At 42.4% G+C, this 22,946-nt stretch carries 24 protein-coding genes; 5 read left to right on the top strand and 19 right to left on the bottom strand.

What is annotated here, in order from left to right; genetic code table 11:
• Nucleotides 1-2: 2 nt before the first annotated feature.
• The 10 genes from Ga0466249_RS14500 to Ga0466249_RS14455 form a co-directional block, all read right to left on the bottom strand.
• On the bottom strand, nucleotides 3-530 hold the full coding sequence (locus Ga0466249_RS14500; RefSeq protein ID WP_215830183.1) for a Gx transporter family protein: 528 nt from the start codon (nucleotides 528-530) through the stop codon (nucleotides 3-5).
• A gap of 13 nt (nucleotides 531-543) precedes the next feature.
• Complete coding sequence (locus Ga0466249_RS14495; protein WP_215830182.1) at nucleotides 544-918, bottom strand: NusG domain II-containing protein; 375 nt, start codon at nucleotides 916-918, stop codon at nucleotides 544-546.
• A gap of 6 nt (nucleotides 919-924) precedes the next feature.
• Nucleotides 925-1,926 (bottom strand): FAD:protein FMN transferase, encoded by a 1,002-nt coding sequence (locus Ga0466249_RS14490; RefSeq protein WP_215830181.1) that lies wholly within the window; start codon nucleotides 1,924-1,926, stop codon nucleotides 925-927.
• 110 nt (nucleotides 1,927-2,036) lie between these two features.
• Nucleotides 2,037-2,894: an RnfABCDGE type electron transport complex subunit B gene (gene rnfB / locus Ga0466249_RS14485; protein WP_215830180.1), complete on the bottom strand. Its 858-nt coding sequence runs from the start codon at nucleotides 2,892-2,894 to the stop codon at nucleotides 2,037-2,039.
• Between the two features lie 21 nt (nucleotides 2,895-2,915).
• On the bottom strand, nucleotides 2,916-3,506 hold the full coding sequence (locus tag Ga0466249_RS14480; RefSeq protein WP_215830179.1) for an electron transport complex protein RnfA: 591 nt from the start codon (nucleotides 3,504-3,506) through the stop codon (nucleotides 2,916-2,918).
• Nucleotides 3,503-4,165 carry an electron transport complex subunit RsxE gene (rsxE, locus tag Ga0466249_RS14475; protein ID WP_215830178.1) on the bottom strand — a complete coding sequence of 221 codons (663 nt, stop codon included), beginning with the start codon at nucleotides 4,163-4,165 and terminating at the stop codon, nucleotides 3,503-3,505. Before rsxE ends, Ga0466249_RS14480 begins: the two co-directional genes overlap by 4 nt.
• 13 nt (nucleotides 4,166-4,178) lie before the next feature.
• Complete coding sequence (locus Ga0466249_RS14470) at nucleotides 4,179-4,727, bottom strand: RnfABCDGE type electron transport complex subunit G (RefSeq protein WP_215830177.1); 549 nt, start codon at nucleotides 4,725-4,727, stop codon at nucleotides 4,179-4,181.
• Between the two features lie 5 nt (nucleotides 4,728-4,732).
• On the bottom strand, nucleotides 4,733-5,707 hold the full coding sequence (locus tag Ga0466249_RS14465; protein ID WP_215830176.1) for an RnfABCDGE type electron transport complex subunit D: 975 nt from the start codon (nucleotides 5,705-5,707) through the stop codon (nucleotides 4,733-4,735).
• 10 nt (nucleotides 5,708-5,717) lie between these two features.
• Nucleotides 5,718-7,034, bottom strand: coding sequence for an electron transport complex subunit RsxC (gene rsxC, locus Ga0466249_RS14460; RefSeq protein WP_215830175.1), 1,317 nt, complete (start codon nucleotides 7,032-7,034; stop codon nucleotides 5,718-5,720).
• A 35-nt stretch (nucleotides 7,035-7,069) separates the two neighbouring features.
• Nucleotides 7,070-7,498, bottom strand: a complete 429-nt coding sequence (locus tag Ga0466249_RS14455; RefSeq protein ID WP_215830174.1) for a SoxR reducing system RseC family protein — start codon at nucleotides 7,496-7,498, stop codon at nucleotides 7,070-7,072.
• Between the two features lie 398 nt (nucleotides 7,499-7,896).
• Between Ga0466249_RS14455 and Ga0466249_RS14450 the strand changes: the two genes are divergently transcribed.
• From Ga0466249_RS14450 to Ga0466249_RS14430, 5 genes are all read left to right on the top strand, one after another.
• Nucleotides 7,897-8,991, top strand: coding sequence for an HD-GYP domain-containing protein (locus Ga0466249_RS14450; RefSeq protein ID WP_215830173.1), 1,095 nt, complete (start codon nucleotides 7,897-7,899; stop codon nucleotides 8,989-8,991).
• A gap of 179 nt (nucleotides 8,992-9,170) precedes the next feature.
• On the top strand, nucleotides 9,171-10,601 hold the full coding sequence (locus tag Ga0466249_RS14445; RefSeq protein WP_215830172.1) for an ATP-binding protein: 1,431 nt from the start codon (nucleotides 9,171-9,173) through the stop codon (nucleotides 10,599-10,601).
• 49 nt (nucleotides 10,602-10,650) lie between these two features.
• The gene (locus tag Ga0466249_RS14440) at nucleotides 10,651-11,070 is read left to right on the top strand and encodes a tripartite tricarboxylate transporter TctB family protein (protein ID WP_215830171.1); all 420 of its coding nucleotides are present in this window, start codon (nucleotides 10,651-10,653) and stop codon (nucleotides 11,068-11,070) included.
• An 18-nt stretch (nucleotides 11,071-11,088) separates the two neighbouring features.
• Nucleotides 11,089-12,600 carry a tripartite tricarboxylate transporter permease gene (locus Ga0466249_RS14435; protein ID WP_215830170.1) on the top strand — a complete coding sequence of 504 codons (1,512 nt, stop codon included), beginning with the start codon at nucleotides 11,089-11,091 and terminating at the stop codon, nucleotides 12,598-12,600.
• A gap of 103 nt (nucleotides 12,601-12,703) precedes the next feature.
• Nucleotides 12,704-13,648 carry a tripartite tricarboxylate transporter substrate binding protein gene (locus tag Ga0466249_RS14430; protein ID WP_215830169.1) on the top strand — a complete coding sequence of 315 codons (945 nt, stop codon included), beginning with the start codon at nucleotides 12,704-12,706 and terminating at the stop codon, nucleotides 13,646-13,648.
• A 123-nt stretch (nucleotides 13,649-13,771) separates the two neighbouring features.
• On the opposite strand, the gene Ga0466249_RS14425 is transcribed toward Ga0466249_RS14430, so the two are convergent.
• The 9 genes from Ga0466249_RS14425 to Ga0466249_RS14385 form a co-directional block, all read right to left on the bottom strand.
• Nucleotides 13,772-15,742, bottom strand: coding sequence for an LTA synthase family protein (locus Ga0466249_RS14425; RefSeq protein WP_215830168.1), 1,971 nt, complete (start codon nucleotides 15,740-15,742; stop codon nucleotides 13,772-13,774).
• Nucleotides 15,743-15,919: 177 nt separating this feature from the next.
• Entirely contained in the window at nucleotides 15,920-16,477 is a 558-nt protein-coding gene (locus Ga0466249_RS14420) for a manganese efflux pump (protein ID WP_215830167.1), read from the bottom strand.
• Between the two features lie 105 nt (nucleotides 16,478-16,582).
• Entirely contained in the window at nucleotides 16,583-17,134 is a 552-nt protein-coding gene (locus Ga0466249_RS14415; RefSeq protein ID WP_215830166.1) for a BMC domain-containing protein, read from the bottom strand.
• Nucleotides 17,135-17,251: 117 nt separating this feature from the next.
• Nucleotides 17,252-17,977: an MIP/aquaporin family protein gene (locus Ga0466249_RS14410; RefSeq protein WP_215830165.1), complete on the bottom strand. Its 726-nt coding sequence runs from the start codon at nucleotides 17,975-17,977 to the stop codon at nucleotides 17,252-17,254.
• A 41-nt stretch (nucleotides 17,978-18,018) separates the two neighbouring features.
• A complete protein-coding gene (locus tag Ga0466249_RS14405) occupies nucleotides 18,019-19,350 on the bottom strand; it encodes an SLBB domain-containing protein (protein WP_215830164.1) in 1,332 nt (443 codons plus the stop codon).
• Nucleotides 19,351-19,383: 33 nt separating this feature from the next.
• On the bottom strand, nucleotides 19,384-20,820 hold the full coding sequence (locus Ga0466249_RS14400) for an aldehyde dehydrogenase family protein (protein ID WP_215830163.1): 1,437 nt from the start codon (nucleotides 20,818-20,820) through the stop codon (nucleotides 19,384-19,386).
• A gap of 32 nt (nucleotides 20,821-20,852) precedes the next feature.
• Nucleotides 20,853-21,839 carry a cob(I)yrinic acid a,c-diamide adenosyltransferase gene (locus Ga0466249_RS14395; protein ID WP_215830162.1) on the bottom strand — a complete coding sequence of 329 codons (987 nt, stop codon included), beginning with the start codon at nucleotides 21,837-21,839 and terminating at the stop codon, nucleotides 20,853-20,855.
• Nucleotides 21,840-21,842: 3 nt separating this feature from the next.
• Entirely contained in the window at nucleotides 21,843-22,130 is a 288-nt protein-coding gene (locus tag Ga0466249_RS14390) for a EutN/CcmL family microcompartment protein (protein WP_215830161.1), read from the bottom strand.
• A 24-nt stretch (nucleotides 22,131-22,154) separates the two neighbouring features.
• Nucleotides 22,155-22,946 carry a flavoprotein gene (locus Ga0466249_RS14385; protein ID WP_215830160.1) on the bottom strand — a complete coding sequence of 264 codons (792 nt, stop codon included), beginning with the start codon at nucleotides 22,944-22,946 and terminating at the stop codon, nucleotides 22,155-22,157.

Below are 22,946 nucleotides of genomic sequence, written 5' to 3'. Positions count from 1 at the left end.
GACTAAATCTTGGGCAGCGGCACTCCCCATAAGGCCAGAGGCAGTTTTCGAAGTACACCTGCGATGATCAGTCCAGTAATCGTTCCCGTCCCAACAGCAAAAAGCACCAAGTAAGGAAAATAAAAAATTAGATCAGTCAAATTTAAAACAGCCATAGCAATCAATAATTGCATAGCATTATGTCCGACGGCCCCAAGAACGCTCACGCCAATAAGTGAAAAAAGCGGCGTAAAGCGATGAAAAACTACGTACATTATCAAGCAGGCAGCAACAGCGCCAGCTAATCCCATAAGAAAGGGCAGGCTAAACAAAGAACCCGCCATAAGGGTTCCTAAGGTTGTACGTAAGAAAGACACGATAAGAGCTTCACGCAATCCGTACACAACAATGACAAACAAGGTAATGATGTTGGCTAACCCCAATTTAAAACCGGGAATAGGTAGCGGAATGGGCAAAATCGTTTCAATAAAATGCAACACGCCAGCCATGGAGACCAGAAGGGCTAAATGAATGATTTTTCGATTGGTCATAATTGTTCTCCCCTTAGCGCATAATGGTATCTACATCGCTGGACTTCCCATGGATTATTTTTACAACAATCCGATTGGGCAAACAAACAATCTGCTGCGGCGACCGGCTAATCCAACCTTGCTTTACACAGAGTTGATCTGGACAATTCGACTCAATCACACGAACTTGCTTGCCTTCAATCTGCACAATATTATAACCGCTGTCACCGTCAATAGTAAGCTGTTCTTGATGTCCATCAAGTTTCACCGTTTTAACAACTTTTCCGGCTACGGAAATCACGGCTTCCGACTGGGCCGCAGCAGACTGAGAAAAAAATGGCAAGGCAATCCCTGCCAATGAGCAAATAACTAAGAGAGCAATTAATATTCTATCACCCCAGGTCAACACAACGCATCACCTATCTGTCTCAATACTACCAGCAAGTCCGGGGGTATAGGACACATTGCCATCAAGATCGACAAAAATGGCCTCAATTCCTGGAAATTGCTTGAGTAACTCCAATGATTGTTCTTTACCCAGCACAAGAAGGGCATTCGATGGAAAATCTTCCATCCCTTCACGCAAAACTGTACTTGCCGAAGACAAGGTATGCGTGGGTTTGCCTGTTTTTGGATCAAAAATATGATGATACCGCACGCCATCACGATCAAAAAAACGCTGATAATCTCCTGATGTTTCAATATCATTCCATTTATCAAGGGAAATCTTAGCGGAAATACCTTCCGTATCCCGAGGGTTTTGCAGGCCAATCCGCCAGGGAGTTCCATCGGGTTTATTGCCAATGACCCGGATATCACCGCCGCCATTGAGCAAAGCCGATTGAATACCTTCTGCTTTTAAAATAGCTTCCATATGGTCTAAAATATAGCCCTTGGCGACACCGCCTACATCAATGGACATGCCTTTATCAAGCAAACGAGCCGTATGTTTTGTTGTATCAAGTTCTAAACGATGATAATTCACGTGCTTTAAAGCAGCGGAAATTTCGGCATCACTGGGAACAAAATCATCCTTTTTACCAATCCCCCATAATTCCACAATGGGTCCAATGGTTGGATCAAAAGCCCCGTTTGTCACCGTTGCATAACGTAAAGCTTGCTGTAAAACCTGCTCAGTTTCAAGACTAATCGAAACGGCAGGGCCACCCGCTTGTTTATTAATAGCTGTAATCTCACTATTTTCCTGATAATTACTTAACAAGGACTCTAAGCGTGTCATTTCATTCAGCGATTTTTGCACTGCTTCTTCGGCATTCGGCCCATAAGCTGTAATATCAATGACTGTATCTAAGGCAAAAGCTGTCTGCTCATATGGCTTAGGTGCTGTCATACAGCCGGAAAAAAAAAGGGCAAAACATAGCACCCCTAAGCTTTTTAGTATCACTCGAACATTCATTTATCGCACACTCTCTATTTCTATCGTTTAAAAGGGCCGCTGACATGGCGTCAACAGCCCTTTTTTGACCTAGATTCTTGTTTTATTCATTGCTGTTCAGCCAGCATTCGTCACATTGGCTGTGCCTGAGCGGGTGCTTTCACAACAGGAGGCTCCCCGGCAGCTTGACGAATCAGATGAATGGCTTTCGTTGGACACTTTTCAACACATTTTGCTTCCGTACATTCAACACACTTACTATGATCAACAACAGGTAAATTATTCACCATCTTAATGGCGTCATGTGTACATTGACGCATACATAAGGTACAGCTTAAGCAACCAACAGTACAGATCTTACGTACCTCGGCACCTTTGGCTAACGATTTACAGCTGACATGAACATTCGCTGTAAGTGGTGTCAGATCAATAACCTGTTTCGGACAAACTTTTTGGCAAGCGCCGCAGCCTGTGCATTTTTCTTTATCAATTTGAGGCAAATGATTCTCCCCAAGTGTCATAGCACCAAAAGGACAAGTGGCTACGCAATCACCAAAACCCAAACAGCCATAGGCACAACTTTTCGGCCCGCCAAATAACACATTGGCAGCCGCACACGTTTGGACCCCTTTATATTCATAACTGCGTTTGGCCTGTTCAAGACCGCCACTGCACATGATTCTTGCTACACGCGGTTCAACTTCTTCCGCTTTTTTTCCAGTCAGTTCGGCAACACGTGCAGCTACAACTGCTTTACCAGGTACACACATATTCGGCGGAACGTCAGGATTCGTGACAACTGCTTCGGCATAAGCCATACAACCAGCATAACCGCAAGCACCACATTGTCCCTTTGGCAAAACATCTTCGACAATGTGAATCAACGGGTTGACCTCGATTGCAAATTTTTTATTGGCAAAAGCGAGGATCAAACCAAAAGTAATCCCTAACGCCGCCATAACCAGCAAAATTAGGATGGACGTATTCATGATGATCTACTCCTTGCCGTTTTATAATGGAATCATACCGGAAAATCCAAAAAATGAGAGAGCCAGTAAGCCAGCTAAAATAAAGGCAATGCCCAGACCATCAATTGATTTCGGTACATCCGCGTATTGGAGTTTTTCCCTGAGACTCGCCATTAAGATAATCGCCAAGGCAAAACCGGCACCTGAACCAATGGCAAATACAACAGATTTAGAAAAGCTATAAGCGGACTCAGAAATGATCAGTGGCACTGCAAGTACAATGCAATTCGTGGCAATTAACACAAGATAAATGCCCCACAGGTTGTATAAAGTAGGAACAAATTTTTTAATAATGATTTCCAGCAATTGAACAAAGCTGGCAATCAATACAACAAATACAACGGTTGTTAAAAAAGTCAAATGATAAGGAGCCAAAACAAAATTATAAATAGCCCAGGCAAGCATGGAACTGAGCGTCATAACTGAAGTAACAGCCATGCCCATACCAATAGAGGCATTGAGATTCTTGGATACACCAAAGAAAATACAGAGTCCCAAGAAACGAGTTAAAACAAAGTTATTCACAATAACAGCACCCATAAAGAGTGTAAAATATTCAGCTACTTCCGTCATGATGCATCACCTCGCAATGCGGCTGTGCCGATTGATGATTGTTCTTTGGCCTTTTGTTCACGGCGACGATTCTGAGATTCTTCCATCAGATTAAAAATACCGATTAAAAGACCAATAACAAGAAATCCTCCAGGTGGCAAAATAACAATTAATGCCGGATTGTACCATGCACCAAATACTTGCATGCCAAAAACTGAACCCGTGCCAAATAACTCACGAATAACGCCAATTAAAACCATGGCACCTGCGAATCCGGTTCCCATGCCAAGTCCATCAAAGAAAGACGGAATCACACCATTTTTCATGGCAAAAACTTCAGCACGTGCTAAGATAATAGCAAAAACAACAATCAATGCCAAATAAATGCCTAAGGCTTTATATAAATCAGGAAAATAGGCAGCAAGTGAAAGTTGCACTACCGTTACTAGTGTAGCAATGATGGTAATAAATACTGGTACCCGCACAGTCGGATTAATGTGATGGCGAAAAATCGAAACTACCGTATTATTGGCCGTAATAACGAATAATACTGAAAGCCCCATTGCCAAGCCATTTAAAGCCGTACTTGTCACAGCAAGCGCCGGACATAAACTGAGCGCTAGCCGAAAAATCGGGTTTTGGTCAAATAAGCCTTTGTAAAAGATTTGCCAGAGACTCACCTTTAGCCCCCCCTTACTTATTAGATGTATATTGCATAACCTCTTCCACGGCTTTTTGAATACTTAACGTAACTGCCTTGGAAGTAATTGTAGCACCCGTAAGCGCTTGGATATTTTTATCTGTTGGCGTTTTGACTACTGTCAAATCAGCAGCTGCTTTTCCCTTAAACTGCTTACGAAATTGATCTTTCGTCGCATTATCGCCAAGCCCTGGTGTTTCATTATGAGATAAGATCTTATAGTCAATGGCTTTACCATCAGGTGTAACCGCAGCTACCATTTTAATAGAACCGCCATAACCCTTTCCTTCGGCAGGAACAACATAAGCAATGGTTTTACCGTCTTTAAGCACAGAATACCAATCCGTTTTTCCAGCGATAGGCTCAAACTTTTGTCCATCGGGAACAAGTTCCCGCATGGCTTTAGCCTTTTGATTCACAGCCTGTTCAGCCGCAACAGGAGCTGTTATAGCGTAAGTACCAGCAATAACGGCGCCTGACAGAATACAGGCCATAGCCAGATTTCCGCCACTTTTCAATATACTATCGTTACCGTGTGCCATAGCTGTTACCTCCCGGCTCCAAATTTTATAGGCTTAACTACCCGGTCAATAAGAGGTGTTACAGCATTCATTAACAAAATTGCATAACAAACCCCTTCGGGATAACCGCCAACGCGACGGATCAAAACAACTAAAAGACCGGCTCCTAAAGCAAAAATCACTTGACCCTTGACTGTCAGTGGAATGGTTACCATATCCGTTGCCATAAAGAAAGCACCTAACATCAAACCGCCTGCCATCATATTGAGCAACGGATCTCCACCCGTAACCCAGCTAACAATGGCAACAGTACCAATCATGGTAACAGGAACTTGCCAATTGATATAACCACGATATATCAGATAGATGCCACCTAAGAGCAGCAAAATAACGGACGTTTCACCAGCGCTACCACCGCGAAAGCCAAAGAACAATGATTGATATAAATCCCCCTGGCTGCCATAAGATTCAACTAACTGCCCATAACCTTGCATTTTTAAAATTCCGAGTGGCGTAGCAGAAGAAACACCATCCACAGCCGCACCAACAGCAGGCCATTTTGTCATGGCAATTGGCCAAGAGGCCAATAAAAACGCACGTCCAATAAGAGCAGGATTAAAAATATTATAGCCTAACCCACCCATGGTATGCTTCGCAATTCCAATGGCTACTACAGAACCGATAATGGCCATATACCAAGGTAATGTCGCCGGGATATTCATGGCTAAGAGCAAGCCCGTAAGAAAAGCACTGCCATCACTGACTGTAACCAACTTTCCTTGCCATTTCTGAATCAAAAATTCCGTTACTACTGCAGCGGCAATACAAAGGACCATGGTCATCAAAGCGGGTAAACCAAAAACATAAACAGAAAATAATGCCGCAGGTGCTAAAGCTAAATTCACGTGCCACATAATATGGGCAATCGACTCATTGTCTCTAATATGCGGTGAAGTTGATACTAAAAAACTGGGACTAGCCAATTTTGTCTCAGAACTCATTAGCGGCCTCCTATTTCTTTGCCGCGGCAGCAAGCTGTGCCTTGGACAATTTTACATATTGTACGATCTTTCGTTTAGCCGGACAGACGAATACACAGGAACCACATTCAACACAGTCCAGCAGATTACATTCCGTCTTGGCTTGTTCATAAAGCTTGCGTTCGCCTAATATACTGAAATCACGTGGAATAAGTCCCATCGGACAGGCGCTAACACAGCGACCACAGCGAATACAAGGACGTTCTTCTCCATCATGTATTTCTTTCGCGCTCAAAGCAACAATACCTGATGTACCTTTAATGATCGGCGCATCCAAAGTTTGTTGAGCCATTCCCATCATCGGTCCACCCATAATTACCTTGGCCGGCTCTTCTTTAAATCCGCCGCAAATGTTCACAGCTTCAGCAAAAGTGGTTCCCACACGAAGCAGCAAATTCTGGGGACTAGCAATACAGCTGCCCGTAACCGTCGTAACCCGTTCAATTAAAGGCAATCCACGAATGACTGCATCAGCTATCGCCACGGCAGTCCCGGCATTTTCCACGACAACGCCCACTTCCATAGGCAATCCGCCTGAAGGTACTTCACGGCCCGTAAGAGCAACAATGAGATTTTTTTCAGCTCCCTGTGGATACTTAGTGGGAAGTCCAACAACTTCAATATCACTGCCAACTAACAGTTTTTGAAAATGTTCAATGGCATCAGGCTTATTTGCTTCAATACCAATAACACCTTTCGTTACGTTAAGCACTTTCATGCTAATATGCATGCCATCAATAATTTTTTCTGCCATTTCCAACATGACACGATGATCAGCCGTAAGATAAGGCTCACACTCTGAACCATTTAAAATAAGCGTGTCAATAGGTTTATCAGGCGGTGGAGACAATTTTACATGGGCTGGAAAAGTTGCGCCGCCCATTCCTACAATACCGGCAGACCGAATCATGCCGACAATTTCCTTGTTTTCTAGCGATTTCCAATCACGTTCAACAGGCAAGCCTTCCAGCCATTCATCTTGTCCATCCGTCTCAATGACAATAGCCTGACACGTACCAAAGACAGGATGAGGATAATTGGCTATTTCCGTCACCTTACCTGACGAAGAAGCATGAATCGGTGCAGAAACAAAAGCTTGCGTATCTGCAATAACCTGCCCTTTTTTCACCAAGTCACCCACTTTGACTACAGGTGAACAAGGAGCTCCAATGTGCTGTCTTACTGGAAGAATTAATTTAGCTGGTATTGAAGCTTCGAAAATAGGCTTTTTGGCTGTTGCCAATTTGTTATCATCCGGATGGATACCACCTCGGAAAAGATTTCGCATAATTCCACTCCTTCTTTTAAAAATGGTCGTTAAAATTAATGCTTTGATTCAAAAATTTTGATGACCACTGGCTGCATTGAAGAACTTCCTTTGGCATGCCGATCGTAACGTAGTACAAAATAAATAGAAGCCAAGAAAGTAATAATGCCACCTGCAATTTTCCCTGTCATGACATCACTGACATCAAAAGAAGCAGCAACCTCTGCTCCGATAATAACACCAAGGGCAATGGCAATAAGCGGCATCATATACACAATAAAAGCGGCCTTTAACATATTCGTTTCTGCTATTTTCACTAAAACTTTTTGCCCAACAACAGCACCTAGCGGATTTTGAGCATCCATTACCATAGCATTATCACCAGGACAAGCACCACAATTTTCACAGTCGCTATGACGGCTGGCTTTGACGCGCGCCATCTTATCTGTAACGGCAATGACAATTCCTTCATGTTCCTCAAGCATGTTTTCACCTCCAAACTGCATAAGTTAAGTGGTCAGATGAGGGTTGGCTAGCCCTCGACAGTAATGTATTACCGCGAGTTCCTTATCAATTCATAACAGTTTTTTTTGCGATAATCTATTACTAGCCCCCTGTCGAAGCATGAACTGTGAATAGTTTCACGTGTTATGATAATATTACTATTTACACTCAAATTGTACCACTTCATATAAAAATGTCAATTGAAATCCCTCTTACACTACGACTGCTTCGGCGACACAAATTTATTCATTCAATCCCCTAAAAAACATTACCAAATAACCGATAAGAAAATAAATTGTACAAAAGTCTGATTGTTTTTAATTGATTTTCACGATAGAATAATGGAAATATTAGTATCGTAAGAAAGGAGAGAATGACTGTGGCAGATAACAACCAGCATTATAACCTAGAACAAGTGGAACCCGGTATGAAACTCGCTGAAGACATTATTAATCAGCGTGGAAACGTTCTAATTGCTGAAGGGACTATTTTAGACAAATCCTTGTTAGCCCACTTACTCCGACTCGGTGTGAAAGATGTTCAAATTGAAACTACTACTTCAGAACAAGAACAAGCACAAACTCCAGAAGTTACATTAGAAGAAATAAAAATGCAACACTTGTCGAATGCCGTCCAAAAAATCAAAGAATCTTTTCGTATTATTGAAAAATATAAAAAAATACCCATAAATATTTTGCAAGATATCACTGATAATGAACTATGGCCCCTTGTCAGTAAACATTTATCCATTAACTATACTAACCTTGAGCATTCGAAAAAGGATTATTTATATGATCACTCAGTAAATGTTGCCCTATTAAGTGGCTTACTTGGACTCTGGTCAGGTTACAATAAAAATCAAATTTCAGAATTAATTCTCACGGGATTGCTCCACGATATTGGTAAAACCCAAATTCCACCGGAAATTTTGAACAAACCCGAAAATTTAACAAAAGACGAACTCAAAGTCATGCAATTGCATGCAACATACAGTTTCAGTCTGATTAAAGAAGTAGCCGCTATTCCGCAAAATGTAAAATTTGCTGTTCTTCAGCATCATGAACGGCTCGATGGCAGTGGTTATCCTGGTCATTTTAAGCAAGAAAAAATTCATCCTTATGCCCGTGTTGTGGCTATTGCCGATATTTATGATGCCATGACTTCAGAACGGAATTACTCACATAAAAATAATCCTTTTACGGCTGTTCAGGTTTTAACAAAAGATATGTACTCAAAATTAGATGCTACGCTATGTACCACATTTCTTACAGCCTTTTGCAACTGTATTATTGGCAATAAGGTACAGTTAAAAGATGGCCGAGAAGGCGAAATTATCTACACCGGACATTTTTTGAATTTTAATCTCATGATTCGGATGGAAAATAATGAGTGTTTGCCAATTTCAGATTGGCAATCCATAAAAGAAGTAACAGCCTTTCCCACCAAGTCCCAGGAAAATGAAAATCAAGCCTAAGCTATAAAAAATAAAAACCTTCCATTATACAAAAGAAGCTTTATTTTGTATAATATGGAAGGTTTTTGTTTTTTATTAACGAAATATAATTATATTCAATTTTTTTGTAATTATAACGCTGATTACCAAATCAAGAAAACTGGCTCAGTCAATCGGTCTTATCAGAGGTGCCAAACGTAGTGAAAAAGTTTACTTTTACAACAAAATTAAATTTTAAAATAGTTAGTATTGTTTTATTGTCAATGATGATGGTTACAGCCTATACGCATTGGCTATCACTTCAAGAAGAAAATGATAAAAACAGTAAATTATTGATAGCCATTACTGATTTTCTTGTCAAAAAAATACCCGACGGTTCCTTTTCACGAGGAATGATAACACACGATATGACAAAAGAAGAAATTCATGAACAAATTTTATTGACTAATCAAGAACTTCAACCCTTGTTAAATAATCTATTTGTACCACCAAATATTATAAAATTTGGCTTCTATTCGCGTCAGCAAGAAAGTATCGTCGCCATTGGACCCCAGTACGATGCGTCGTTACTTAGCAACATAAATACTAAACGTCTACAAGAAATTTACAGTACGGATTCGGATCAGCTAATTGAAAAGAAAAGTTTCCTATTATGGCATGGCGCAAATTCAATGATTCACGTCCAGCCCATCAAAGAAAATGGCGTCATTATTGGTCATGCCTTTGCTTCGATCAATCAGGATGCTGTTTCCGCGATCATTTGGAAGCGCACGATTAACACCCTTTTAGGTGCTTTTCTGATGCTATTAATCTGTGTTGTTATTTTTCGTGAGCTCTTCGTCAAACTAAAAACCGACCTCGAAGCATTTGCTGAAGCCATTCTTGACGGAAATACGAGTCATTTTCATAGTGAAATAGCCGAATTCACACCCATCCTAAATTATATTAGCGAACAAACAGAAAAAATGACCCGCCTGGACCGATTAAATATTATTGGGGAAATGGCAGCAGGAATTGCCCACGAGATACGAAATCCCATGACAACAGTCCGGGGCCTGTTGCAGTTTATCGGAAATAAGCACGAATTCGTGAATCAAAAAGAAAATTTCGAACTCATGATCAACGAAATTGATCGTGCCAATAGTATTATTACCGAATTTTTATCGCTAGCCAAAAATCGCGCCATGGAATTTAGCGAAAACAATCTCAATAATATTATTCATGACATCTATCCTTTATTGCAGGCCGATGCCTTGCGCAACAATTGTGACATTCATCTGGCCTTAGACAATATCCCAAATGTATCCGTTGATCCAAATAGTATTCGACAACTTATTTTAAATCTGGTAAGAAACGGAATAGACGCGATACAAGAAAGTGGGCTCATTGAGATTCACACCAAAACAGACAGTAGAAAAGTTTACCTATCCATCAAAGACTCAGGGATAGGTATTCCACCTGAAATTAAGGATCAGCTTGGAACACCGTTTTTCACCACGAAGGAAAAAGGAACGGGTCTGGGACTCGCAATTTGTTTTCGCATTGTTCAACGTCATTCAGCAATATTAATGATTGATAGTGAACTTGGAAAGGGGTCGATCTTTACCATTGCGTTCAACATCATCGAGTAACCTCATTGAACAGCTAATAAACGCCTGTAGCAGAAATGGGAAGAAGATAATGTCTGAAAAAACAATATCCTTGTTCTTATTCAGCGGAATTCTTAGTTATTTATTTTTTGCAAACCAACTGGCGTTTGGCACCTTTATATCCCCTAAATCAGGCTTTTTACCCATACTGGCAGGAACATTGGGACTGATACTCACACTACTACTTCTGGGCAGCCAATGGCGAACAGAAAAGACTACTCAACAACCTGAAATGGATTGGACAAAGTTTATTTTCATTATCATTGGTTTGATATTTTATGTGACTATGCTCAATATGATTGGCTATCTAGCTGCTACCTTTATATTTTTACTCTATTTATTCAAGATATCCGATACACCGCAGTGGCTGCTGCCTCTTGCCATCGCAGCAAGTACTGCCCTTACTTTCTATTTCTTATTTGACCGTTTTTTAGCTGTCACATTGCCATAGCTTTAGGAGAGATGAAAAATGGATGTCATAAATATGCTGTTACAAGGATTTTATGTAAGCATTGCTCCAACCAATTTACTGGCCTGCACAAGTGGCGTACTCATTGGTACGCTTATCGGAGTACTGCCTGGGATTGATACAGTCAGCACCATTGCCTTGTTGTTACCCTTCAGTTATCACATGAATGGCACAACGGCACTCATCCTTTTTGCAGGCATCTATTACGGATCAAAATACGGCGGCTCAACGACATCCATTTTAATGAATGTACCAGGGGAAGCTGCCTCCATCGTGACCTGCATGGATGGATACCCACTCGCACAAAAGGGGCGAGCCGGGGCCGCTCTTGCTATAGCAGCCATTGGTTCATTTATTGCCGGAACTATTGGCATCATTGGCCTCACCCTTTTTGCTCCTCCCCTAGCTCAAGCTGCACTCGCCTTTGGCCCGCCAGAATATTTTTCCCTGGCTCTCGTGGGGCTGATCATCTTAACCAAACTTACAGGTACTTCATCCCTTAAATCCGCATTAATGGCTGCCGTCGGCATCATGTTAGGAACGTTTGGACTCGATAGCTTATCAGGTATTAGCCGTTTTACATTCGGCATTGATGAACTTGATCGCGGCTTTGATTTATCCATTTTAGCCATGGGCATCTTTGGTCTTGGGGAGATTTTCACCGTCATGACCCAGACAAACAGCCCCCCCGAAATACCTACTATACGAATCAAGGACCTATACCCGACAAAAGAAGAATTCCGACGGTCCGTTGTGCCTATGTTTCGCGGCAGCATCGCCGGGTTTCTAGTGGGTTTACTGCCTGGCCCAGCAGCAACCATTTCCAGTTTTGTATCTTATGGGCTAGAAAAACATTGTAGCAAAACCCCAGCTGAATTTGGTCACGGTGCCATTGAAGGCGTAGCTGGACCGGAATCAGCTAATAATGCGGCAATAGCTGCTACCATGATTCCGCTATTGTCACTGGGACTGCCATTTTGCGGGGGAACGGCCATTTTACTCAGTGGCTTTATGATTCACGGCATTACTCCCGGACCGACACTCATTACACAGCAGCCCGATCTATTTTGGGGGCTTATTGCCAGTATGTATCTTGGCAACGTAATGCTACTCATTATTAATTTGCCGCTTATTGGCGTATTCGTTCAGCTGCTAAGAACGCCCCTCAACATTCTTATGCCGCTTGTAGCCGTTCTCACTCTAACCGGCGCCTATTCCATCAACAATAGCATATTAGACTTAGTATGGATCATTATTTTTGGGATCATTGGTTTTTTCTTGCGCCGCACAGGCTTTGAACCTGGACCGCTATTAATCGGTCTTGTCATCGGCCCCGAACTTGAACGGGGATTGATACAGGGACTCATCATCAGTAACGGCAGCATTTGGACCTTCATTACCCGGCCTATCACGAGTACCATTTTAGTCGTGGGGGCGAGTGTCATTCTGTACACACTCGTTCACTGGCTAAAACCATTCATCCATATCAGAAAAAAGGAGACAAGACAATAATCCGCTTTACAGCAAAGGAGATCATGCCATGCAAAGAAAAGTACTTGTGAAATTAATCATTTGTCTATTCACGCTGTCTATCCTATTAGGAGGTTGTACAAGCATGCCAAATAAGGCAACAGTGACAACAAAAAAATATCCCGAAAAACCCATTACCATGATTGTCCCTTTTAGTGCCGGCGGAGGCTTAGATTTAATCGCCAGAGCAATGGAAAAATTCGCCCCTAAATATTTAGGCCAGCCAATCACCATTATAAACAAACCAGGTGGAGCAGGCACGATTGGCTGGAATGAACTGGCCGCATCAAACCCTGACGGGTATACGCTGGCTATAACTGCAACAGATATTCTCTTGCCATCGTTGTACGGACCAACGAAATATGATTATCAAACGGCAATCCAACCCCTGGCACAAATTACGTCCCAACCATTTATAATGGTTGTCCAAGCCGATCAGCCTTGGCAAACACTAGATGATGTGATTGCTTATGCAAAAACGCACCCTGGACAATTAAAATTTGGTCATGGTGGTGTAGGGGCAATTACCCATGTTGTAGGTGAAATGTTTGCCCATGATGCTGGTATTACACTCGAATCGGTTCCCTTCCGTGGCGCAAGTGAATCAACTACTGCCTTACTTGGCGGACATGTTCAAATTGTTTTTACAACTTCCGCTGTTATCCAAGAATATGTAAAAGACGGCATGTTAAAAGCTCTGGCAGTAACAGGTGAACAGCGACTGACTGACCCCCTATTTGCACAAATACCGACTTTTAAAGAACACGGGCTCAATATTCAATTAGATCATTGGTATGGAATCGCAGCCCCAAAGGAACTGCCTGCTGATGTAAAAGCAAACTTAGCTGCAGGATTTAAAACACTTTTTGCGGATCCGGAATTCAAAACAAGCATGAAAAATATGGGAATGCGAATCAAATATTTAGGCCCAACTGAATCCCAACAAAAATGGCTGACTGACAGCCAGGAATTATCAACAGCCATCCAAGAAACGGGAGTTTTAGAGCAGATTAGTGCTCAAAAAAAATAGACTTTTTCTTATTAAAATAGCCATCATGAAGACAAAAAACCTTCATGATGGCTATTGCTATGCATACTGAATATAGCTGGATGATTCGATAAGCAATATAAAAGCAGCTATTATCAACTCTTCTTATTCACCCATATTTAATTGCGTACCATGTTTAATCCGCCACCACGAAACAGATCGCAACTGACTAATCACCTGTTCTATCTGATCCCAGGACAGCTCAGCCGAATGTTCTCCTGTAATGGATTCGCGCACATCACTATCCGCCTTGCCGATGTTGTTACGCGTAATCCAAAAACCATAATTCATGCCAAAATCATTGCCTTTCGTTAAACTTTCGCCGACGGAGTAATAATGAAACCCCCTGGGTGCAACAAGTTCAATCAAAGTAGGTGTCACATTAATATGGCTCCCAGCAGCATTTTTCGGAAAAACATTTTTCGTAATCCCCGGGCCATAAACGATAAGCGGAATGCCATAGCGCTTATAAAGTCCTGGATTTGCTTCAATATTTAATCGATCGGCATGGTCGCCCATGATCATAAACAAACTATCTGGATACTGCTGACGTACCTTAGCAATAAACTGAGTCATCACTTTATCTGCATACCAGAAATGGCCTAATTGCTTAATCAATTCCTCATCATTCTTACGATGTTCAGGCAATCCGGCAATGACGCTGTCCCGATCAAAGCCTTCCTTCTCAAGATCCACTGTAAAGGGAGCATGATTGGACACAGTTAAAATGACATTGAAACTCGGCTTGTCCTGATTGATCTGCGACAAAACGGCATTAAATAGATATTTGTCGTCACAGCCCCATACATTGCCTGCTCCATTTTCAAAATCCCCTGACCCATGAAAATCTTCAAATCCTTGCGCTAAGGTAAAATCTTTGATCTTTTCCCATGAACTCGGCCCAGCATACCAAAAGCGCGGTTGATAGCCCAAGCGCTTCATTTGTGGTGCAACAGCTGTTGAAAAGGGTTCCTTATAAGCTTCTGGCAGATAATTAAGATAGAGATTGACATCCGTAAATCCTGTAATAACGCCAAGTACACCAGAAATCGTGCTCATGCCATTAGGCAAAAAGGTTGGTACATAAGCCGCGTTGTCTTGCCGAATAATATTTTTTACTCCGTTGGCAATATTTAAAGAACCATATTCCGGTAGCAGCGGCCAGTTAGCATAACTTTCACCAATAATCAGGAAAATGTGTTGCGGCTTTACTGCCGATCCTTGAGCAGTCTTTTTCAAATAATCATCAAGATTATTCGATTCAATCGAATGACCTGCCAAAGAAGATCCGTATACATGCATTTGAGCGGAATCAATATCAATCCCTGTCGAACTTATTAACCGCTCGTGAAGTTCATAAGCTCGATAAAGAGCCTGTACATCATCTAAAATGGCTTCATTAAGCAATTGATCTTTCGTAATGCCGGAATTTTCCCAGTCAATATTCTGGGCATAAGTCATGCTGCCGCCAAATCGAATAAAAACGGCGATAAAATACAAAACAATTAAAAAGGCGATGCGAATAGCGACAGTATAATGCCAAGAAGAAAACCGCGGCATTCGAAGCGTCCCTGTATCAAGCCATTTCTTGAGCAAACGGGAAAAAATCGCTGTCGTTAAGACTGCCAACAACAGGCGAAAAGGTAACTGATATTGCTGGATTAAAGTATAAAACAGAGCCGATGTATCGTCTTGAAAGGTATTAAATAATAATTGATTAAACCCCATATGGAACTGCTCATAGTAAGGTATGCGGGCATAAAAAAGAGCACTCAATAAGCCGATATAGCTAGAACCTAAAAGAAAGCGAAAATGCTGCACTTTATTTTTACTAACAAAATAGGTTGCTGCACATAAAATAACAGATATTCCCCCGAGGAATCCCGCACTCTTCAAACTAATCCGCAAACCATAATACAAAGCGGCCATAATATCTGAAACTGTCGTCATATCACTCATATAGGCATGCAAATCAATAATAAAGCCAATACGAAATAAACAAATCACACTAAGAATAAATAGGAATAATTTCAAATCTTGCTGTAACTGTTCATAGATTTTTTCCCAACTCAACACGGTGCATAAATTCCTTCTCTCCTAAAATCCTTGCAAAACATCCAGGCATAAGCTCTTCAATAATCAAAAAACATTCTAAAGTTCCTAAATGACTAAGAACTTTAGAATGTTTCGACTTTTTTAGATAAAATCCTTTAAATTTCAATTTATTTTTAACGCAACCTTCTCGTTACTTATTCAGCACCTTAGTTGATATAGCCCAATAGCCAACATCAATAGTCCTGACACATTGGTTGCCGCATTTCCTAAGCGTTTGGCCAGATAGACTCTGCCGATAGAACAGCCAAAAGCAATGGTCAGGAAACTAAATAGTCCCACAAATAAAGAAATTACCAGAATAGGTAGGGCAACTAACCCCGCATCAAGCCCACCGGCAACAGCATTCGCCGATAAGGCTATGCCGAGCAATACGGCTTCTGCATCATCAAGATGGTTCGAACAATCCCGATCTGCCTTTTCTGGCTGATGGATCAGTTCAGCTGGCCCCAGAATAATCCATAGCCCTGCACAAATGAGAATCACCGCCCCTAAATCACCCGCATATTTCAACTGAATTGTTTCATTCAGGAATGCTCCTATGTTAGCTGCAAACAAGGTAGCCAGAAACGATAAGAATGCAATAATCAAGTTAGCTCGAATTGAAATGTCCATTTTTCGTGACCCGTACGCAATGCCTACGCCAAGATTGTCAATATTCGCAGCTAAAGCGATAAGAAGCGAAAACAACCAATCCATAGATGAATCTCCTTTAAAAAAACTTATCGTTTATATCTATTGATAACAAAGAGTATTAGAAATGATTTTTTCCAATACTCTTTGTCATACTAATCCTGTACCACGTCAAAATACGAGCGTACTCAGTTGTTGATGAGGTGCTGCGAGTACAAGTTGATCCACCAAAAAACCGCTTTCTTTAATGGCATTGCTACCAGCCCGAACAGCCGCCTTGACAGCTCCCACATCACCTGTTAACGTAACAACAGCCTTTCCGCCCATACCTCTAGCCAAACGAACTTCAAGAAGTTCAATAGCTGCAGCTTTCGCTGCCGTATCAGCAGCAACAATAGCTGATGCGATGGAATAGCTTTCGATAACGCCAAGTGCGCTGAGCTTTTTTACTTCGGTACAGCCACTGATAGCAGGCAACACACTATCATGTAAATTAGGCAATACAAATTCATCGACAACATTTTCTGTTCCACCCACAACTTTGCCACTGCGCACAGCACTTTGAACAGCCCCCACATCGCCTGCTACCATGACAACATATTTTCCCGGACACATGGCTTGCGCTAAAATAATTTCTACATTCGCTGCTTTGAGCATGGCATCAGCGGCCAAAATTCCCTGCGTAATATTCTTTAATTCCAACAATCCCATAGCACGCTTCATATTCTATTCCCCCCATCATTACAAAACACGGACATACATGAGCTTGCCGCTGCCAATATTGCTAAAAACTCCCATAGAAGCCGTATTTGGGCGAACTCCAATTATGCACCTTAAAAATCATAGGAAACCAAGGCCTCTGCCAATAACAAAAGCCAATCCGCCGCCAATCATCGGACCTACAACAGGAACCCAGGAATAAGCCCAATCTGAATCCCCTTTGCCTGCAATAGGAAGAATGGCATGGGCAATCCGAGGACCGAGGTCACGAGCCGGGTTGATGGCATATCCAGTAGGGCCACCTAAACTTAGACCAATTCCCCAGATAAGGACAGCAACTAAGAAATTACCCATTCCAGGAACAATGCCACCGACATTTTTCGAGAAAATAGCATAGATACCAAGAACTAACACAGTCGTGCCAATAATTTCGCAAAGTAAATTTGCTATATAGTTACGAATGGCTGGTCCAGTACAGAAAACACCTAGTTTTCCAGGTTTATCGTCCGTAGCTTCCCAGTGAGGAAAATAAGCCAACCAGGCAACGGTGGCACCAATAAATGCACCAATAAATTCAGCAATAACAATTAATATTGCATCAGATACGGTATAAGTACCAATGAGCAATTTCGCAAAAGTAACTGCTGGATTTAAGTCACCCTGCGCTCCCAAGGCATTTGCACAAAAGGCCCCCATCATTACGCCAAAAGCCCAACCTGTTGTTATTGCCAGCCATCCTTGACTTTGTGACTTAGAATTTTTAAGAACAGCTCCTGCCACAACTCCGGCACCAAAAATAATTAAAATGGCTGTACCAAATAATTCGCCTGCAAAATAACTCATCATGATTCCCCCTTAATTTTTTGGAATAAGAATAAAAGGAATTATTAAACAGCCCGTATACAGATACAAGAATCGCTCTTAAAAATAGTTCCTGTAATGCTTGCATGCACATTCGCGCCTACGGCTGCTCCATCAGGAATGGTTGCAATAAGATCGCCTTTTGCTACCTGCTCCCCTACAGCAACAATCGGTTTAGCAGGTGCCCCGATATGCCCTGACAAAGTTAAGCACACTTCACGAGGAACAGCATTCTGAATAATAAGCGGCGCTGGCACATCGTATTTCAAAATGCCTAACCGCGCAATAAGACGTTGTGTCGGAACCAAACGGTAGGAACGATTAGCTTGCACATGTTCCGGTTTATGATGATGAGAATTTTTAATACCCGCCTTGGCAAATTGTTTTTTGAGATAACCATTGACCTTACGCGGCGATAACCCCATAGTACAGCCATAAGTATCGCATACACCACATTCAGAGCATAAGAATGCTTCCGAAAAAACATCTACCTCACTTAGCTGACCTCTGCCGATAGCCTGCATAATGCGATGAGGTGCTATATGATGTCCAAGTAAATGCCTGGGACAAGCTTCGGTACAACCCAAACAATTACAACAAACGGCTTTGGCCCGATGAAGCGTAGCCTCCCATGATACATTTTTATTCACTACAATGGTATGGTCAGCAGGCAAAACAAGAATACCACCTGTTGTTTTGGTTACAGCTGCATCGTTATCAATGAGCTTTCCCATCATGGGACCCCCGTCAATCACTGCAAACGGATAAGAAGTAGCTCCACCAGCTAAAGCGATGAGCTCCTCTACCTTCATACCGAGCGGAACTTTTACTGTCAGTGGTGTGCGTACAGCCCCAGCAACAGTTACAAATTTTTCTGTCACAGGCTGCCCTTCAAGAGCATTGGCTACATTAAATAATGTTTCGACATTGGCTACAACGACACCGACTTGTAAAGGAATGCCGCCTTCAGGCACAATTTTACCTGTTACTTCATGAACAAGAACCTGCTCATCTCCAGCTGGATAAATATCAGGCAAAAAAGACAGTGTGACTTCCCGGTCCTTCATTTCATCAAGAGTCTGCTGCAAACAACGAATCGCTTCAACATGCTTTTTCTTGAGTGCAATCATTCCTTCATGGGCACCCGTAGCAAGCATGACCGCCTTAAGTCCCACAATGAGTTTTTTACTTTCCGTAATCATCAGATGATCATTGGCTCTCAGCAAAGGCTCGCATTCCGCACCATTGGCAATAACGAGGTGCACAGTAGCGTTGATTTTTACATGCGTAGGAAAACCTGCTCCGCCTGCCCCTACTACACCAGCCGCCTTGACAGCAGCAACAATTTCGTCACGCATTTTGAACCGACTCCCTACCTATCCAAATTTTGCCTAAACGATGGAAAATGCATCAACAAGAACACACCGCCTTTGGCGGGTAAAACTGCGCGGTGCAGTCAAGCCTTCACCCGTAGGTCCAGCGATTGTAAAGGTTATATAACCTTCGCCGCCAACACCAATCCCTGCATAAGAAGGAGCATTTTTCACAAAAATCGTTGTTTCAATCGCCTTGGCCAAGCGAGTTAAATGATCGACATTTTTCGAATGCATAATGGCTGTGTGACGATTGCCATGTTCCACCTTCACAGCCAAATCAATGGCAGCATCAATATCTTTGACTTGAACAACTGCCAAAATCGGCATCATGAGCTCTTCTACAACAAAGGGATGATCCGCCTCTGTTTCGCACAAAATCACGCGTACACTGTCAGGTACATCAATACCAATTTTACTCAAAATAAATTTGGCGTCTCTTCCAACATAATCTTTATTAATACCATAAGATTTTTTCGGCTTTTCCGTACAGCCTTGGCTCTTTTTAGATTCTTTTTCAGTCATCACAACATGAAGAAGACGCTCAATAGCATCACCGGATATAAGATAAGCCCCGTATTTTTGCATATAAGAAACGAGCTCATCAGCAATACAGCCTACAGCAATTACCTCTTTTTCAGCAATGCAGGGCAAATTATTATCAAAAGAACAGCCAGCAATAATATCCTTCGCTGCTTTTTGAATATCGGCGGTTTCATCAACAACAGCCGGTGGATTGCCAGCTCCTGCGCCAATAGCCTTCTTACCCGACGATAAGACCGCTTTGACTACCCCCGGCCCGCCTGTGGCAACAAGCATATTAATGAGTGGATGATGCATCATCGTTGTTGTCGCTTCGATCGACGGCTGAGAAATGGCTGTCAGTAGATTAGCTGGACCACCCGCCTGAATAATGGCCTCGTTAAATAGACGGATCGTCTCAAGTGATGTTTTCTTCGCTGTAGGATGAGGGCTAAAAAAAACGGCATTGCCAGCGGCAATCATGCCAATGCCGTTGCAAATAATCGTTTCCGAAGGATTCGTCGTAGGTGTAATCGCACCAATGACACCATAAGGACCCATTTCAATGAGAGACAGTCCCCGATCACCGCTCCACGCCTCAGTGCACAGATTTTCCGTACCAGGCGTCTTCTGTGAAGCCATTTGATTTTTAAGCGTTTTATCTTCGACTCGTCCCATACCGGATTCGTCCACAGCCATCTTAGCCAACATAGCAGCATTGTCATAAGCAACCTTGCGCATGGCCTGAACAAGCTCTTCACGTTTGGCTATCGAACATTTTCTGAGTTCCTCATAAGCTTTTCTTGCTGCTGTTACGGCTTCATCGACTGTATCATAAACCCCGCTGATATTTTCAGTTGAGCAAGTCGAACCTTGTAATTTTGCTAAAACTTCAGTAGTAATTTGAGCAATTAACGTTTGATCAGCAATCATCTCTGTATTCCTCCTTGTTTCAATCGTGCCAGTTACCAAGCCTTTAACCCAGCTTGAGCAACCATCATATCTTCAGCTACTGTTCCTCCGCTCACTCCCAAACCACCGACAACAAGACCTGCTGTCATTAATGGATATCCACCGCCAAAAACGATGTATCTGCCGCTCCCAGCAGAGTTAACGCCAAACAAAGGCTGGCCTGGAGTAACTTGCTCAGCCAGTTTATCTGTAGACATTTTGAGCGCAACGGCTGTATAAGCTTTATCGAGTGCAAGGGAAAGACTCGCTAATAATGCGCCATCCATCCGCTCTTGAGCAACTAAATTTCCCCCTTCGTCAACAACAGCAATGACCATGGGAATATGAATTTCACATGCTTTTCGTTCAGCTGCCTCAAGCATTTTTTTTGCCTTCTCAAGCATTGTGTTTCCTTGTTTCTGAAGCTGAACACCCTCTTGATCTAAAATCTCAAGTACGTTTTGAGTAACTAGTGAAACAATTTCCTCTTGTTCAACACACCGAGCCAAAACAAATAATAAATCAGAAAGTCGATTTAAATAAAGACAGACAGGTACTGGTACTGTCTCAGGTTCGGTTCGACTCAGTTTTACCACGGCACGTTCAGCCCGCCGTACAACAGTCCGCGCTAAATCAAGAGCTGCACTTGTTGGACAATTGCCTGGCGTAACAAAGTATTTTTGCGGTATCCGTTTATTTTCCAAAAAATCAATAATGGATTCTAAATGATCCACCTGCTTCTGGGCAATACGAGCAGGTTCTCCTGCTGCCCGCTGCTCAGTAGCTAAATCGGCATTTAATAAAATCAGTTCTTCTTGAATGGGCTGAAGTAATTCTTGAACCCAGCCTCTATTTGAGAGGGATTTCGCTAGCCCCATCATAGTATTGGCTTCATCTACCGTACCATAGGCCTCTACTCTGATATGATCTTTAAAAACCCGCTGTTTACTCAATAAACTCGTTTGCCCTTGATCGCCTGTTTTTGTATAAACTTTCATCATACATTACTCCTCGAGTAAACTGTTATCTAACTCGATATTGTCAATAATTCCAATAATAGCAGCATCAACAGCTGCGGAAGCATTTCCTGTGACATGACGAGCGGAGCTTCCTTCAACAACCAAGACCGACTCCCCTGTACCTGCACCAATGGCATCGACAGCAACAACCGGAGCTCGTCTCCCTTGATTCAGGCCCAACTGAGTCGGCTGAACAATAAGCAATTTGCTACCTGTCAATGTATCATCCTTTGGTGTGGCTACGAGCGTACCAATCACTTTTCCCACCCACATACATATCGCTCCCTGTTTTTTGTGCTACTGCTTGATAATCTCTATACCAAAATCACGGGCAACATCATAAGCCAAAGGCGTCACAAGCGTTGTTAACGAAACCGTAAGGACCTTGTTATGCTGCATAGCGGCATTTTTAACAGTTTTTGCATCAAGAATACTTTTTTTAGTCTTTTCCGTTCTCGGCAGTGGACTCATAAGACCTTCCATCATTTTTTGACTTTCCTCAGCCAAAGACTCCACAGTTACAAGCCGCATGCCATGGGCTTTTAGTTTTTCAAGATTGCCGCGCAACGTCCTAAGTAACCCCACAGAAGCCTTGCCCATATGAGCCTGCACACGTCCCTTGGTCTCCGGATCAGCTGCATCTACAGCCGCTATGACGGGCTTTCCCATCATGAGCGCCTGCATAATCAGCGTAGTCACTTGCGTATCCGCAATAGTAAAGGCTAATTTCGCTGCCGTATTTTGTGTAAGTACGGGAACAAGAACAAGCTGAGCTTGCTGTAAAAGCTGCTTGGGATAACTAGACTGGCTGGTAATGATCTCGTTTCGCTTGCCAAGCTCGGCTTGAATTGCATCCATGCCTATTATTTTTTCAGCCGCAGGAGATAAAACAACCGTAATATCAAAGCCATGGGATTTGAGCTTTTTTAATTCTTCCAACCCTTCGGTACAACCCATGGTCCCCCCTGTAAAAATAGCTAACGCGTGTATAGCAGCCTCATGAGATTGTACACATTCAGCTACATTCCGTTGCTGCAATTGGCGCAAAACTTCACTCGTCACGCGTTTCACCAATTCTTCCTGATCCAT

It is taken from the genome of Pelorhabdus rhamnosifermentans (assembly GCF_018835585.1).
GTDB lineage: Bacteria > Bacillota > Negativicutes > UMGS1260 > UMGS1260 > Pelorhabdus > Pelorhabdus rhamnosifermentans.
The sequence above is the reverse complement of the archived record's forward strand: the minus strand, read 5'-3'. Positions and strand labels throughout refer to the sequence as shown.

Coding starts and splice junctions, on each gene's coding strand:
- Ga0466249_RS14455 (WP_215830174.1), bottom strand. CDS start 7,498: ATGCTTGAGGAACATGAAGGAATTGTCATTGCCGTTACAGATAAGATG.
- Ga0466249_RS14405 (WP_215830164.1), bottom strand. CDS start 19,350: ATGCGTGACGAAATTGTTGCTGCTGTCAAGGCGGCTGGTGTAGTAGGG.
- Ga0466249_RS14410 (WP_215830165.1), bottom strand. CDS start 17,977: ATGATGAGTTATTTTGCAGGCGAATTATTTGGTACAGCCATTTTAATT.
- Ga0466249_RS14415 (WP_215830166.1), bottom strand. CDS start 17,134: ATGAAGCGTGCTATGGGATTGTTGGAATTAAAGAATATTACGCAGGGA.
- Ga0466249_RS14395 (WP_215830162.1), bottom strand. CDS start 21,839: ATGATGAAAGTTTATACAAAAACAGGCGATCAAGGGCAAACGAGTTTA.
- Ga0466249_RS14480 (WP_215830179.1), bottom strand. CDS start 3,506: ATGACGGAAGTAGCTGAATATTTTACACTCTTTATGGGTGCTGTTATT.
- Ga0466249_RS14470 (WP_215830177.1), bottom strand. CDS start 4,727: ATGGCACACGGTAACGATAGTATATTGAAAAGTGGCGGAAATCTGGCT.
- Ga0466249_RS14430 (WP_215830169.1), top strand. CDS start 12,704: ATGCCAAATAAGGCAACAGTGACAACAAAAAAATATCCCGAAAAACCC.
- Ga0466249_RS14465 (WP_215830176.1), bottom strand. CDS start 5,707: ATGAGTTCTGAGACAAAATTGGCTAGTCCCAGTTTTTTAGTATCAACT.
- rnfB (WP_215830180.1), bottom strand. CDS start 2,894: ATGAATACGTCCATCCTAATTTTGCTGGTTATGGCGGCGTTAGGGATT.
- rsxC (WP_215830175.1), bottom strand. CDS start 7,034: ATGCGAAATCTTTTCCGAGGTGGTATCCATCCGGATGATAACAAATTG.
- Ga0466249_RS14435 (WP_215830170.1), top strand. CDS start 11,089: ATGGATGTCATAAATATGCTGTTACAAGGATTTTATGTAAGCATTGCT.
- Ga0466249_RS14440 (WP_215830171.1), top strand. CDS start 10,651: ATGTCTGAAAAAACAATATCCTTGTTCTTATTCAGCGGAATTCTTAGT.
- Ga0466249_RS14390 (WP_215830161.1), bottom strand. CDS start 22,130: ATGTGGGTGGGAAAAGTGATTGGTACGCTCGTAGCCACACCAAAGGAT.
- Ga0466249_RS14490 (WP_215830181.1), bottom strand. CDS start 1,926: ATGAATGTTCGAGTGATACTAAAAAGCTTAGGGGTGCTATGTTTTGCC.
- Ga0466249_RS14420 (WP_215830167.1), bottom strand. CDS start 16,477: ATGGATTGGTTGTTTTCGCTTCTTATCGCTTTAGCTGCGAATATTGAC.
- Ga0466249_RS14400 (WP_215830163.1), bottom strand. CDS start 20,820: ATGATTGCTGATCAAACGTTAATTGCTCAAATTACTACTGAAGTTTTA.
- Ga0466249_RS14500 (WP_215830183.1), bottom strand. CDS start 530: ATGACCAATCGAAAAATCATTCATTTAGCCCTTCTGGTCTCCATGGCT.
- Ga0466249_RS14385 (WP_215830160.1), bottom strand. CDS start 22,946: ATGGATCAGGAAGAATTGGTGAAACGCGTGACGAGTGAAGTTTTGCGC.